This window comes from Parolsenella catena, assembly GCF_003966955.1.
GTDB classification, from domain to species: domain Bacteria; phylum Actinomycetota; class Coriobacteriia; order Coriobacteriales; family Atopobiaceae; genus Parolsenella; species Parolsenella catena.
Map to the genome: position 1 here is coordinate 1355395 of NZ_AP019367.1, position 13429 is coordinate 1368823.

Genomic DNA, 13429 nt, shown 5'->3' on the forward strand with positions numbered 1-13429 from the left:
CATAATTCCAGGGGAAGCATTGGGAGTTAGTAAGGATGCTAAATAGGACTGCAGAAGATATTGTCGCCATCAGGCCAGATGAAATAGCTCTTAAAGATGCGCCAATTGCGAGACAGGACTCATCGACCAGAGTAATTCGCTGTGAATCGTTAGAAGCGCTAATCCAAGCAGTTGGGTATTCAAAGCTCCTAAATATCATGACCAAAGAGCGCGATACGCTCGCGTCACGCATAGAGTCCGGCCTCGAAGCGACACGCCGGGGCAGGCGCGGCGAAGGGCTCTCCGACCGCAGCGGCTAGCTGAAAAGGCTGGCAAGGCTCACGCTGCGCTGCTTACGCTAAGCCGCCGTCCGACGAGCACAAGGGCACGATCCGCCAGCCCAGGTGACTTCAACGCCCCGCTTGGTGGGCTAGGTATTAAGTACCAACAGATTGTTTACTACCGGATAGTGACAAATAGAGAGGCCCCCATGTCTCAGCATCCTAACGTAAGGCTGGCCCCAGGGGACGTGAGCTGCTCTGCGGGCGCATTGGCGGCAGCCATGGCGGCTCCGCCATGGCAAGCCCATAACCGACAGGCCGTGCAGACCGCGCGCACTCGTCATGTTCACGCCACCCGAGGCCGAGGACCTCGTCTGCGAGGACACGGCGGACCTGCTGCTTGCACGGGCCGCCGTGACGGGCGTGCGGCCCGTGCGGCCCGTGCGGGGAGCCCACCCCGATGCCACGCATAGTCGGTAAAAACAACGACTTGGCACAGCACCTAGCTCGCAGAACGCTTAAAGTTTAAGGTCGGCCAGGTGCGGATGTCTCATGTCCTTATCAGACAAAACGAGCTTAGAGGCATCAAGAGTATCGTCGCCATCAAACGTGGGCCATTCGATGGCGATATCAGGGTCGTTCCACATGAGCCCGCCCTCGTCATTCGGATGATAGATATCGTCGCACTTGTAGCAGAAGACCGCATAATCGCTCAGCACAAGGAAGCCATGAGCAAAACCACGAGGGATAAAGAACTGACGGTGGTTCTCGGCAGAGAGAATCACGCCCTCCCACTTCCCGTACGTCTTGCTACCGGGACGCAAGTCAACACAGACATCGAACACTCTTCCTTGAACGACCCTGACAAGCTTGCTCTGAGGATGCTCAATCTGAAAATGAAGTCCACGCAGAACCCCCCTTGTGCTGGCAGATTGGTTATCCTGCACGAACTCACAGTCGATACCGCCCACAATAAAGTCAGAACGCTTGTACGTTTCCATGAAGTAGCCACGGGAGTCGCCGTAGCTTTTGACATCAACAACCTTCACGCCCTCAATCGACGTGTCAGTAAAAGAAAAGTTTCCGGACGTAATTTGATTCACCATAGCCAAACACGCAACTCCTCTACTGTCCCTGTGCCTTGTACCTGGCCTCCGTGGCGGCCTTGGCCGGGCGCCACCAGTCCTCGTTGTCGCGGTACCACTCGATGGTCTTCCGCAGGCCCTCGGCGAAGTCCGTGTGCCTGGGCTCCCAGCCCAGCTCGCGGCGCAGCTTCGTGGAGTCGATGGCGTAGCGGCGGTCGTGGCCGGGACGGTCGCGCACCCAGTCGAAGTCGTCCGGGTCCTTGCCCATGGCCTCGAGGATCATGCGCAGGACCGTGATGTTGTTCTGCTCGCCGTCCGCGCCGATGAGGTAGGTCTCCCCCATGCGGCCCCTCGTGAGGATGTCCCACACGGCGGAGGAGTGGTCCTCGGTGTGGATCCAGTCGCGGACGTTCTCGCCCGTGCCGTAGAGCTTCGGGCGCTCGCCGTCGATGACGTTGGTGATCTGGCGGGGGATGAACTTCTCCACGTGCTGGTAGGGGCCGTAGTTGTTCGAGCAGTTGGAGATGGTCGTGCGCAGGCCGTAGGTGCGGGTCCAGGCGCGAACGAGCATGTCGGAGCTGGCCTTGGTGGAGCTGTAGGGGGAGCTGGGGTGGTAGGGCGTCTCCTCGGTGAAGCGCGCCGGGTCGTCCAGGGCCAGGTCTCCGTAGACCTCGTCGGTGCTCACGTGGTGGTAGCGGACGCCGTACTTCCTCACGGCCTCCAGCAGGCGGAAGGTGCCCTCGACGTTGGTTCGCAGGAACGGCTCCGGGTCCGCGATGGAGTTGTCGTTGTGGGACTCCGCCGCGTAGTGGACGATGGCGTCGTGCCCGGGGACGAGCTCGTCGAGCAGGGCCGCGTCGCAGACGTCGCCCACGACGAGCTCCACGCGGTCGGCCGGCAGTCCCGCGATGTTCTCGGGGTTGCCCGCGTAGGTGAGCTTGTCGAGCACGGTCACGTGCACGTCCGGATGGTTGTTCACCACGTAGTGCACGAAGTTGCTGCCGATGAAGCCGCAGCCACCCGTGACGATGATGTTGTGGGGCTCGAATGTGTCTGACACTCCTATCCCCTTTCTGCTTCATCCGCAATTGAAAGTAGGTACTTCCCGTAGTCCGTCTTTTTCAGCCCCTCGCCTAGCAAGCGCAGCTCAGCCGAATCAATAAAACCGCGCCTAAATGCAATCTCCTCCAAACAGGCAATAAAGTAACCTTGGCGGCTTTGCACAGCCTCTACATACTCAGCTGCCTTAAGTAGTCCCCGAGGCGTTCCGGTATCAAGCCAAGCCATGCCTCGACCCATAAGTTCGACTCGAAGCAACCCTGCACTAAGATAGGCATTATTGACACTTGTTATTTCGAGCTCACCTCGCTCCGAAGGCTTCACTGTCGAGGCGATTTCAACAACCTCAGAGTCATAAAAATAGAGTCCCGGAACTGCAAAGTTCGATTTTGGATTCTTGGGCTTTTCTTCAATACTAATAACATTACCCTCAGGATCAAACTCAACGACGCCAAACGAGCGGGGGTCACGAACGGGGTAACCGAACACCACGGCGCCACCGTCCGCCTCAACTCTATTTCGCGCTCTTATCAGAACCTTACTAAGAGCTTGCCCGTGGAACACGTTGTCGCCAAGCACGAGAGCACACGAGTCCCCAGCCAAGAACTCCTTCCCAATCGAAAACGCCTCCGCAAGCCCTCTGGGCTTCTCCTGGACAGCATACGCAAGCTTGATTCCGCAACTAGAGCCATCACCGAGCAGGTCCTCATAGGCCTGCTTGTCGCGCGGTGTCGTTATGACCAGTATTTCTCGGATTCCCGCAAGCATGAGAACTGAAAGCGGGTAATAAATTAGGGGCTTATCATAGACGGGCAAAAGCTGCTTATTAACCGCCTTGGTGATGGGATACAGGCGAGTGCCAGACCCTCCCGCAAGAACAATGCCCTTCACGTTAAACTCCTCTCCGTCCCAGTTCTGACGTAACCGATGCTATCCCTCATCGCTATGCCTAGATGTAATTCCACTAATCCCACGAAGAACATCGACCGCATAGATGCTGAAGATTACGAGCATAGACAAGGCATAGGCATAAGCAGCGCCCGTCATGCCAAACGTGCACACGATTCGCGACGAGATAAAACGCGATACTAGATCGGCAAGAACGTAGGCGCCCATAATAACCCTTTGCCTTCTCATGGTTACAAGAGCGTAGTACATGACGATGTTTGCAGCGTTAAGTCCGCCGCCAATCATAATCACAATAAGAAATGGCCTATATCCACTTAAGTCGATACCATACAGAAACGAAAGCACGGGAATACCCACCACAAACGCCCCGGCACAGCAAACCACGGTTGCCGACGCTACAAGCGCTTCGCACCTGCATATAATGCTTGCAAAACCGCAATGCTCATGTTCCTCCCAGCTCTCGGCCATGGTGGTCAGCATCGGCTTGAACAGAAACCCCGACAGTAAATTAATTACAAGGGCAGGCATAAAGAGCGCAGAGTAAATTGTCTGCATATCCGTCGAAAGGACATTGTGAATTGCTAGTCTCGGGACATTTGTTAGATCGCTTTGAAGGAATGACCCCGCAAACAGAGGAGCACAAGCGAATATGAGGCTCTTGATGTCCGCCATTTCAAAGCTGGGAGTCGGCTTAACCCAAGCAGTCGCCCGCTTAACGTTCAGGGCATAGAGAACAGGTAGGGAGACGACAAATGAAAACAAACACGACATCACGATGTCGTGCGTCGCCACCAGACCCGCGCAGAATACAACGGTCGTGACGACGACACGCAGGAACAGAGCCTTCCCCGCAATGTCGAGTCTTCCAACCCGCTGAAGCGCCCCCTGGAAGACGTCCTCCGCAACATCCAGAATTCTCAACCCACACACACACGTCAAGATCAGCAAATCACGACCAATGCCGTACATGGCAAACCCATAGGCTACAATCGCAAACACCATGATGGAAGTGGTCAAAATCCTCGATCCCAGATATACGGAAAACGAGTATCTGCCCCTTACATCCGTCGCCTGATATGGCCGCATCTCAAAAGCCCCGACTATCTGGAACTGCTGGCCAAGTGCATACGCAAGTGAGAACACGCCTGCACCGCCTGCTCCAAGACATCTCGTTGCAACCATCAACAACATCACGCTTGCCAGCGCGTTTGCAAGGCTACCAAGTGTATTCCAAATGTAATTCTGTCTAATCTGACTGGCGTCTTCCGTTCGCGCCATGCTACTTCTCCACGGCTGAAAGAACGCGTCGAATCTTTGCGGGATCTCCCCAGACGCCAGGCGAGTCATACGGCCTATCGGGGAACGCTCCATATTCGAGGTTAATAGAAAGCCCGTTATCAGCAATAAACTGCTCTACCCTCTCGGCCAAAGTCATGGGCTCACCAGAACAGCAATTAATCGTTCCAACGACCTCATCCTGTAGAGCAACGGCTGCAATCATGCCAGCAAGCTGGTCGACTGTCGTAAAGTCATATTTATTCTTGCCCGTCGTAAACGGGAACGTCGTCTCCCCCGAACGCGCGGCTCGCAACAGTTTGCCAAAAATAGATTGTGATTTCTCATCATCCCCGCAGATATAAAACCCGCGAAGCCACTGGAAACAAAAGCCGCGACGGGTTTGCTCGAGCTCAAGAGCCCTCCTCAGCGCATCCTTTGAGACCCCGTACAGCGACCGGGGATTGCAGGGTGTATTTTCGTCAATGGCGCCTTCCCAATATCCAATTTCATGCATAGTGCCCATGCAGACAATGTGGTCAACCCCGAAGTCGTTCATCTTGCACACAAAGCGATAGTGGGCGGAAAGATCTCCAAGATGGGTGGGGGCATCATGCTTGAACCCATTTCTCCAGGCAAGATGAATGAGTGCGTCGGGGGCTTCTTCAAAAATGGCAGAGCAATCAAGGGAGTCGTCCAGAATATCTGCCCGTTTCCACAGAACATCCGCTTCATCTTCAGAACACGCAAGATCAAGCGCAATCACCCTGGCGCCGGCATCCTTCAGCTTTTCGACAACATGCCTGCCAATGTAACCATTAGCTCCGGTAACGGCAATGAGAGGTTTTGACATCTCGGCTCCTTAATAAAGGCTAAATCTGGTTGCTCTTCTCACTCAAGGCATAGACCCGATTGATAAGGGAAGCAATTGGTCGAGGCCACAGCATGGACAGGATTTCCTGGTCCTCACCGCGTCTGATGTTCTCGTGCAAGTTTTTTGTCGTTGCAGAGCCAGAGTATATTCTGTGGCCCATTAGCTTTTCCGGCACATATACAAACCTACCCGGTATTGCCGCGAGATCAACAAGCGTTTTATAGTCGCAACTGTTGATGTACGTCGTGTCAAAAGGCTCTTCCGGAACATTTGGTTTCACATAGGTGATCGCCGGGCAGCACACGGGATTACCGAGTGACAGCATCCTGCGCTTAAAGAACGGGCTACCGTTCATATGGCTATTCAGCATGGGCGCGTTGAGCAGAGACTTGATTGCGAGCAAGGCGTTTTTATCAACCCTGCTCCCATCTCGTATTTCATAGTAATCCGTATAAATAATCTGGGCGCTTCCATCGTCCGCATTGGCAGCATCAAGAATCGCAGAGACGTAGTTCGGCTCATATAAATCGTCCTGGTGAGCAATCGTAACCAGACGCGTGGAGGCGCTACGGTATGCATAATTCCAATCGTCGCCAGCAAGATGAGGATTTGGATTTACCACAAGCCTGAGACCATGCCTTCTGCATACGTCCTTAATGTGATCGTTTGGCGTGGACGTTGAAACCATGAGCTCGCCCACGTCTTGTTGTCCCTCAAGAGAGGAAATCGTATCTTCAAGGAACGGGTTCTCTTTATAAGCACACACGACAAAGGTGTGATCACGCTTAGTAAACAAATCTCCTCCGAAATGCCAACCGCAGCGAAGAGCGCCGCCGCCATCTTTTCGGCAGGAACACGGGAGCTCGGCGAGCCTACTCCTCTCCCGTGCGCTCCAGAAGACAGCGCTCACGTCATTTGCCATAGTCAATTCGCAATTATTATAGTCAGCACAGAATCATCCATAGCCTAATTAGTGTAAGCGAGCGACCATGCCATCAATCATCTCGGAAGACCACAAATCCTTGGAATCCGTATCGCAAGGGAGAGATAACAATCTTGACGTCATCCGCATGATCGCAGCGGTTCTTGTCATCACGAGTCACTCATTTGCTTTGAGATATGGGGCGAGTGGATTTGATTTCGAGCCTCTTTCCGTTTTCACAAAAGACGCGCTCAGCATGGGCGGACTCGCTGTTGGTTTCTTCTTTCTTTATGGTGGCTTCCTTATTGCGCGAAGCGCCGAAAGGCACCCTCGCCGGTTGGGCTTCTTCAAAAGGCGCATTAACAGAATCCTGCCGGAACTAGCAGCAGTTGTATTCACATGCGCCTTCATACTCGGGCCCATTCTTACAGAAGGCAGCATTTCTGCTTACTTCTCGTCTCCCCAAACCTACAAATACCTTCTTAACGCACTGCTTATCCCCGTTCACAACCTGCCCGGAGTATTTGCGAACAACGCGTATCAATACGTTGTCAACGGATCGCTATGGACATTGCCCGTCGAGTTTGTCTGCTACATCCTCGTATATGCGGCATTTCGTACTACAAAGTATCAACGCAGACAATACGCGCTTCTTCTCGTTCCTTGTGCATGCGCATTTGGACTGTATGGAATTGCTCTATATCCAGCCTACTCATCGGTCGTTAGGCCGGTCATCCTATACTTCATCGGAATGACTTGCTATGTCCATAGGAGCAGCATCGTGATCAAACCGCTCCACGCTGGAATCGCCTTTCTTCTTTTCCTAGCCTTATGCCCTCTGGGCCTGGCCGACGTAGCAATGCTAACGTGTTTCCCAATTATTGCCCTCTGGCTTGCGTTTTATTTTGAGGCCCCAAAGCCACGCAAACAATGTCCCGACATTTCCTACAGCCTGTATCTTTGGGGCTGGCCCGTAGGACAAATTCTTGTTGGGCTCATGCCTGGGGTTAGCGTCCCACTGCTCGCAGTCCTGACCGTAGCGCTCGCATCGCTTATGAGCGTTGGGACCATGAAGGCCGTCTCCGCCATCGAGTGCCAACTTCGAGGCACCAAATAGCCCATCAACGACAAGCGCTGGGGCTGCATCGAAAACGCATCCGACACAGCCCCAGCGCTTCCTCATTCTGAATACGAACCAAAATCAAGGCGCACTGGATAATGGTTCTTCCTCTGCTCCTCCGGCGGAAGCTTCATGTAATCGCCGTATTGACGAGTAAGCAGCTTATCCCACTCATGCGGCAGCTTAATATCCCTGCCATCAAATTCGCCATCAACCAAGGGGAATATCTCTTGAAGAGAAAAAGACCAAGTAAGAGGATGACGATCTGAAAAATCGGCAACCAAGCGCGCATCCTCGTCATTTGCGAGCATGGCGCACTTCTCCCACCTGGTCTGAATAAACTGAGGGGAAATCCTAAATAGCGTAAGAAGCCAATGCGCTACTCCGCAAACGAAATAGACAAGGCACTTCTTCGCTCCATCAAACGACACGTATGGCCGAGGGGTGGCGCGCAAAAAGCCAAGCCTCCCCCAAAACCATGTGCCCCGGAGCTGGCGCCGCCTAACTGACTCAACCTCAGACACTCTGTCGAGCGGGAAAATATCAATGCCGATCGATCTAATCCACTCGCACGTCTCAAATGTTTCGGGAACATTGACCGTATCCACCAGCGCAAGATAAGAAAAGGACGACGGATAATTCGCCTGAGTCCTTGAGTTATCGATCCTGTACTTATCCCCCAGTAAAGCCGGGGCCTCCCTTAAGAACTTTTCATAATCGCTGCGCAGCATTGCTACGTCAACGTCATCGTCCCAAGGAATGAAACCCTTATGACGAACTGCGCCGATGCACGTTCCCCCGTAAGCAAAATAACTGATATCCAGTTTTTCGCACGCCTTCGCAAAATCAAAGAGCACCGAAGCTATGGTCCTTTGCAGCTTTCTCAGCTCGTCTATGTTCTCGTACTCCTTAAAAGCCATTGACGCTCCTCTACATAAGCTCAGAAATTATTTCGAGCTCCTAGCCACTAAGAGCGGCCATCCCAGAGCCCATCTGTTCCAACATAATACTGACCAACCCACTGATCTCTTGCCATAGCGCCACTATCAAGAACGTAGTAGCTACCAATCCAGCAAGAACTTTGCATGACACCATTCGCAGCAAGGTAATACCAATTTGCACCGTCCTGCAGCCAGCCAGTCCCCATTGCGCCACTGGTCGGATCAAGGTAATACCAAGAGCCACTCTCTGACGCCCAACCCGTCTTCATCGCCCCCGATTCAGACAACAGATACCAGTTGGGACCAATTTGATTCCAGCCAGTCTGCATCGCACCGGAGCTTTCGAACCAGTACCAGGCGCCAGCGATGTAGTCCCAGCCCGTAGCCATAGCGCCAGATGCCTCAAAAAAGTACCAAGTTCCGTCAACTTGCCTCCAACCGACCGCCATCTTTCCGGCGTCATCAAACCAATACCATGTGCCGCCGATCTTTTGCCAGCCGATCGCCAAACTGCCGTTGGACACGTAGTACCAAGCGTCATTAATCAGACTCCAGCCGGGCCGCAGGCTCACATATCCAACCCACCTGCCATCCGAGGAGAATTCTGAATATTGACCGTCGACGCGTCTCACGCCGACCGCCATTGCGCCAGAGCTATCAAACCAGTACCATGCGCCGTCGATTAATTCCCAACCGGTCCGCATTAATCCATCGGCATCGAAGTAATACCATGCTCCGCTGATGTTCTGCCAGCCGGTCACCCTTAGAGAGTCATCACCAACATATGAATATGAAGAATCTTCTTTAATCCACGAGTTGCGTAACGACCTCGATGAATGGTCGAAGAAAACATAACCATCCGCAACTCGTTGCCAGCCTTCTTGGACAGCACCAGGACGGTTTCCTTCGAATGCCACGTAACATCCCGCATAGCTATTGTGCCAAATGGTCTTCGGGGCCGGATCCATGTTGATCCCCATTCCATTCGGATCAAGTTCAACAACAAAAGCTGGTTTGTTCGCCGCGATGCAGTCGTCGCAGTTAAAGAAAAGAGGCCTGATCCCCTCGAGGGCATTGAGCGTTTGATCCCACAGTAGGTTATAAACACCCGTCTGGAATACGATCTCCGGGGACAAGGTGGCCATGTAGTCCGGTGTATTAGAGTTGGGCCCACCGTGGTGCCCCAGCTTCATGAAATCAATGTGTCCCAGTGTTTGGGCAAGCCTATCTTCATCGCCATCTGAATTGCAGATATCACCCGCAAGATAAGCAATTTTTTCCGCCGCTCGCCACCTTTATGCCTAGGGAAATATAGTTAGCATCTGCCACTCCCGCAGTCTCATAAGATGAATCCGTGTTCACAAGCTCGATATGTGCATTACCGAAATCAAATTCGGGCCTACATACATTCGAGCCGGGCTCCGGATTCTCGGGGGCAGCTTCGTCAAAATCAAGATATAAGTCCGCTCCGACTTCTTTTGCGGCATTTACAAGATCGTCGTAGACATACTGGTTATCCCAAAGGCCCCAAGGCGAAGTCAGGTAGCTATCATCGTACCGCGGCGTATATACCTTGCTTGGCTTGTACTTACGAATAATCAACCCCGCATTGCCAATATGGTCGCTGTGTGGATGCGTGCCGATATAGAAGTCGAAATTGTCTTCAGTTACGCCAAGAGAATCCAGATATGAAAGAACTTTGTCTTCGACTCCATGTCCGATCGTAGTTCCGGCCCTAAACGGATGGCGAGGATTAGAGCCATCTGGATAGTCGCTGCTCTCACCGGAATCGACCATCCCAAAGCGGCCGTTACTCTCAATGATAATTGCGTCTCCTCCGGCACACGAAAGGTCCAGGCTACCCCCAGCAAAAGGCAACACGTGAATCCTTGTCACGCCCTCCTCGGCAGAGGCAACGCGTGGCATCGCCAGGATGGAAAGGACTAGCAGAACAAACACAGCAAGCACCATCTCACAGAAAGACAGGATGCGCTTGGTTTTGAAATAAGCGTTAGCAGGCGCCACCAAAAACTCCTTCGCCATTAATTGCTCAGCAAATTATAGGTACAGAGGGCAATCAAATTTGACGGATCTCGAGAGAGCATTGCGAGAGAAATGGAAACTAAACAGTAGTTCAGTTTTGTGATGTGCTAGATTATAATTGAACGCATAGCCTACTTACATCCATTGGCACAAACCTTTGGATATGTCCTAGGGAGCATCATGCTCGATAAAAAATCATTCACCGTTCTCAACGCCCTTCGTCAGACCCCGGGCACCAGCCAGCGCGATATCGCAGCTTCCTCTGGACTTTCGCTCGGCACCGTCAACGCGGCAATGAAGGCCACCATCAAGGCCGGACTCGTTCAAGATGGAACTCTCACAAGCGCCGGCCTCCAGGCGCTCGCGCCCCACAAGGTCGAAAACGCCGTCATCATGGCCGCCGGCCTCTCCTCTCGCTTTGCCCCCATCTCGTATGAGAAGCCCAAGGGCCTGCTCAAAGTTCGCGGAGAGGTCCTCATCGAGCGCCAGATCGAACAGCTCCTCGAAGCAGGCATTACGGATATCACCGTGGTCGTGGGCTACAAGAAGGAGTACTTCTTCTACCTCCGCCAGAAATACGGTGTCAATATCGTCAACAATGACGAGTACGTCTCTCGCAACAACAACGGCTCGCTTTATCGAGTCCGCGAAAAGCTCGGCAATACCTACGTCTGCTCCAGCGACGATTACTTTACCGAGAACCCGTTTGAGCCTTATGTCTACAAGGCCTACTACTCCGCGCAGTACGCCGCGGGCGACACTAAGGAATGGTGCATCACCACGGGTGCTCAGGACCGAATCACCAAGGTCGTTGTCGGAGGCTCAAACTCTTGGTACATGCTCGGGCATGTCTACTTTGACCGCACGTTCTCGAAGCGCTTTGCCGAAATTCTCGAAAGCGAGTACAACGACCCGGAGACCGTCGACAAACTGTGGGAAGACCTCTACATCGACCACATCAAGGAACTCGATATGACGATGCGCCCCTACCCCGCTGGCGTCATCAACGAGTTTGACTCTCTTGACGAACTTCGCGCCTTTGACCCGCATTTCCTTGAGAACGTCGACTCTGAAATCTTTGACAACATCACGGAAATCCTTGGGTGCACCAAGGCGGAGATTCATGATGTCTACCCCCTCAAGCAGAGTCTTACGAATCTCAGCTGCCACTTTGCCACCAACGATGGCGAGTATGTCTATCGTCATCCCGGCGTAGGCACAGAGCTGCTCGTTAACCGAGCTAGCGAATATGCAGCGCTCAAGAAGGCCAAGGAGCTTGGCCTTGACGACACGTTCATCCACGAGGATCCCGAACGCGGTTGGAAGATCTCGAAGTTCGTGACGAATGCGAAGCAACCGGATCCGCACGATCAGACTCAGATGGCTCGCATGATGCGGATCTGCCGCACCCTCCATGAGTCAGGCGCAAGCGTTGAGACAGAGTTTGACTTCTACAAGGAGGCAAAGCGCTATGAGTCCCTGCTCCTTGAGAAGGGACCCATCGACATCCCTGGCTACTGGGATCTTGCAGGTAAGGTCGACCAACTCGAGAAATTTGTCATTGCCGACGAAGCACCCAAATGTCTCTGCCATAACGACTTCTTTTATCTCAACTTCCTTATCGACGAGTCTGACAAGTACTACCTCATCGACTGGGAGTATGCAGGCATGAGCGACTACGCCAACGACTTTGGCACTTGTTGCGTTTGCTGCGAGCTCAAACCGAACGAAGTAGATGCCGCACTCGATGCTTATTTTGGCCGCCCCGCCACAAACGCAGAGCGCACCCACAACTATGCCCACATCGCACTCGCAGGCTGGTGCTGGTATCTCTGGGCGCTTCTGAAGGAAGCCGAGGGCGACTTCGTTGGCGAATGGCTCTACATCTACTACAACTACGGCACCGAGTACCTTACGAAGGCTCTCGCTCTCTACAAGGAGGACTAGCGATGAAGTTCGGATTATTCAGCGGAATTCTCTGGGGCCTCGACACGGTAGTGCTTGGTATCGCCCTCTCAATGAGCCCTTACATCGGTACGGCAGAGGCCGTTGCCTGCGCCGCAATTGCGAGCTCGTTTCTTCACGATGCGGCATGCGCTTTCTGGCTTGCTATCTACATGGGCGTCCGTGGGCGCTTCAAGGACACGCTCGCGGCGCTTAAGACCAAAAGCGGCCTCATCGTTGTTGCGGGTGCCCTGCTCGGCGGCCCCATCGGCATGACGGGCTACGTCCTTGCAATCAACAACATCGGTCCGGCCTACACGGCCATCATCTCTGCCTTCTACCCCGCACTCGGCGCTTTCCTCTCATTCGTCCTTCTCAAGGAGAAGATGAGCGCCAAGCAGATTGCCGCGCTTGTCGTTGCTTTGCTCGGTGTCATGGCAACTGGATACATCTCTGCCGGCGATGCCGAAATGGGCAATACCGCGCTCGGCCTCGCAGGTGCTGTGCTGGCCGTGATTGGCTGGGGCTCCGAAGCCGTTCTCTGCGCCTGGGGCATGAAGGACGATGCCGTTGACAACGAGACCGCACTCCAGATTCGCGAAACGTCCTCCGCGCTCGTCTATGCAATCGTCGTGCTCCCGCTTTTTGGCGCATGGGGCTTCACGGCAACCGCGATACCCAGCCTCGCCACTAGCGTAGTCGCACTTTCCGGACTTGCCGGCGCGGCCTCGTACCTCTTCTACTACAAGGGGATCTCGGTCATTGGCGCCGCAAAGGCAATGGCGCTGAACATCTCGTACTCGGCCTGGGCAGTAGTCTTCGGCTTCATTCTCCAAGGTACCGTGCCGAGCGTTGCGACCATTTTCTTCTGTGTTCTCATCCTCGTGGGCACCGTCCTTGCCGCGTCGGACTGGAACGAGCTGTTCGGCCGCAAGGCGGCATAGTCAGCGAGCAATTTCATGGCAAATTTTTAGGGCCGCCCTCGCGCGAGGACGGC

At 53.8% G+C, this 13429-nt stretch carries 13 protein-coding genes; 4 read left to right on the forward strand and 9 right to left on the reverse strand.

The window, feature by feature from the left end; all coding sequences use genetic code 11:
- Positions 1 to 602: 602 nt before the first annotated feature.
- Complete coding sequence (locus Pcatena_RS08140; RefSeq protein ID WP_172596397.1) at positions 603 to 740, forward strand: hypothetical protein; 138 nt, start codon at positions 603 to 605, stop codon at positions 738 to 740.
- Positions 741 to 778: 38 nt separating this feature from the next.
- On the opposite strand, the gene rfbC is transcribed toward Pcatena_RS08140, so the two are convergent.
- Genes rfbC through Pcatena_RS06135 form a run of 6 tightly spaced genes read right to left on the reverse strand, consistent with a single transcriptional unit; the run spans position 779 to position 6258 of the window.
- Complete coding sequence (rfbC, locus tag Pcatena_RS06110) at positions 779 to 1366, reverse strand: dTDP-4-dehydrorhamnose 3,5-epimerase (RefSeq protein WP_126423462.1); 588 nt, start codon at positions 1364 to 1366, stop codon at positions 779 to 781.
- Between the two features lie 19 nt (positions 1367 to 1385).
- Positions 1386 to 2405, reverse strand: a complete 1020-nt coding sequence (gene rfbB / locus Pcatena_RS06115) for a dTDP-glucose 4,6-dehydratase (RefSeq protein WP_126422583.1) — start codon at positions 2403 to 2405, stop codon at positions 1386 to 1388.
- 2 nt (positions 2406 to 2407) lie between these two features.
- Entirely contained in the window at positions 2408 to 3295 is an 888-nt protein-coding gene (gene rfbA / locus Pcatena_RS06120; protein ID WP_126422585.1) for a glucose-1-phosphate thymidylyltransferase RfbA, read from the reverse strand.
- Positions 3296 to 3334: 39 nt separating this feature from the next.
- A complete protein-coding gene (locus tag Pcatena_RS06125; RefSeq protein WP_126422587.1) occupies positions 3335 to 4591 on the reverse strand; it encodes a lipopolysaccharide biosynthesis protein in 1257 nt (418 codons plus the stop codon).
- Between the two features lies 1 nt (position 4592).
- On the reverse strand, positions 4593 to 5441 hold the full coding sequence (locus tag Pcatena_RS06130) for an NAD-dependent epimerase/dehydratase family protein (protein ID WP_126422589.1): 849 nt from the start codon (positions 5439 to 5441) through the stop codon (positions 4593 to 4595).
- Positions 5442 to 5460: 19 nt separating this feature from the next.
- Complete coding sequence (locus tag Pcatena_RS06135) at positions 5461 to 6258, reverse strand: glycosyltransferase family A protein (protein ID WP_126423465.1); 798 nt, start codon at positions 6256 to 6258, stop codon at positions 5461 to 5463.
- A 193-nt stretch (positions 6259 to 6451) separates the two neighbouring features.
- On the opposite strand from Pcatena_RS06135, the gene Pcatena_RS06140 reads away from it, so the two are divergent.
- Positions 6452 to 7501, forward strand: coding sequence for an acyltransferase family protein (locus Pcatena_RS06140; protein ID WP_126422591.1), 1050 nt, complete (start codon positions 6452 to 6454; stop codon positions 7499 to 7501).
- Between the two features lie 62 nt (positions 7502 to 7563).
- On the opposite strand, the gene Pcatena_RS06145 is transcribed toward Pcatena_RS06140, so the two are convergent.
- The 3 genes from Pcatena_RS06145 to Pcatena_RS06155 all read right to left on the reverse strand — a co-directional run bounded on the left by Pcatena_RS06145 (position 7564) and on the right by Pcatena_RS06155 (position 10488).
- Positions 7564 to 8424: a LicD family protein gene (locus Pcatena_RS06145; RefSeq protein ID WP_126422593.1), complete on the reverse strand. Its 861-nt coding sequence runs from the start codon at positions 8422 to 8424 to the stop codon at positions 7564 to 7566.
- 47 nt (positions 8425 to 8471) lie between these two features.
- The gene (locus tag Pcatena_RS06150; RefSeq protein ID WP_126422595.1) at positions 8472 to 9638 is read right to left on the reverse strand and encodes an N-acetylmuramoyl-L-alanine amidase family protein; all 1167 of its coding nucleotides are present in this window, start codon (positions 9636 to 9638) and stop codon (positions 8472 to 8474) included.
- Positions 9639 to 9699: 61 nt separating this feature from the next.
- The gene (locus Pcatena_RS06155) at positions 9700 to 10488 is read right to left on the reverse strand and encodes an MBL fold metallo-hydrolase (RefSeq protein ID WP_126422597.1); all 789 of its coding nucleotides are present in this window, start codon (positions 10486 to 10488) and stop codon (positions 9700 to 9702) included.
- Positions 10489 to 10668: 180 nt separating this feature from the next.
- On the opposite strand from Pcatena_RS06155, the gene Pcatena_RS06160 reads away from it, so the two are divergent.
- The gene (locus Pcatena_RS06160; protein ID WP_126422599.1) at positions 10669 to 12435 is read left to right on the forward strand and encodes a phosphotransferase; all 1767 of its coding nucleotides are present in this window, start codon (positions 10669 to 10671) and stop codon (positions 12433 to 12435) included.
- Between the two features lie 2 nt (positions 12436 to 12437).
- Positions 12438 to 13376, forward strand: a complete 939-nt coding sequence (locus tag Pcatena_RS06165; RefSeq protein WP_126422601.1) for a DMT family transporter — start codon at positions 12438 to 12440, stop codon at positions 13374 to 13376.
- Positions 13377 to 13429: the final 53 nt, after the last annotated feature.

Bases quoted from the DNA above. Each gene is read 5' to 3' on its own strand.
- Pcatena_RS08140 (WP_172596397.1), top strand. From the start codon at position 603: ATGTTCACGCCACCCGAGGCCGAGGACCTCGTCTGCGAGGACACGGCG.
- Pcatena_RS06145 (WP_126422593.1), bottom strand. From the start codon at position 8,424: ATGGCTTTTAAGGAGTACGAGAACATAGACGAGCTGAGAAAGCTGCAA.
- Pcatena_RS06150 (WP_126422595.1), bottom strand. From the start codon at position 9,638: ATGAAGCTGGGGCACCACGGTGGGCCCAACTCTAATACACCGGACTAC.
- rfbC (WP_126423462.1), bottom strand. From the start codon at position 1,366: ATGGTGAATCAAATTACGTCCGGAAACTTTTCTTTTACTGACACGTCG.
- Pcatena_RS06165 (WP_126422601.1), top strand. From the start codon at position 12,438: ATGAAGTTCGGATTATTCAGCGGAATTCTCTGGGGCCTCGACACGGTA.
- Pcatena_RS06125 (WP_126422587.1), bottom strand. From the start codon at position 4,591: ATGGCGCGAACGGAAGACGCCAGTCAGATTAGACAGAATTACATTTGG.
- Pcatena_RS06140 (WP_126422591.1), top strand. From the start codon at position 6,452: ATGCCATCAATCATCTCGGAAGACCACAAATCCTTGGAATCCGTATCG.
- Pcatena_RS06155 (WP_126422597.1), bottom strand. From the start codon at position 10,488: ATGGCGAAGGAGTTTTTGGTGGCGCCTGCTAACGCTTATTTCAAAACC.
- Pcatena_RS06160 (WP_126422599.1), top strand. From the start codon at position 10,669: ATGCTCGATAAAAAATCATTCACCGTTCTCAACGCCCTTCGTCAGACC.
- Pcatena_RS06130 (WP_126422589.1), bottom strand. From the start codon at position 5,441: ATGTCAAAACCTCTCATTGCCGTTACCGGAGCTAATGGTTACATTGGC.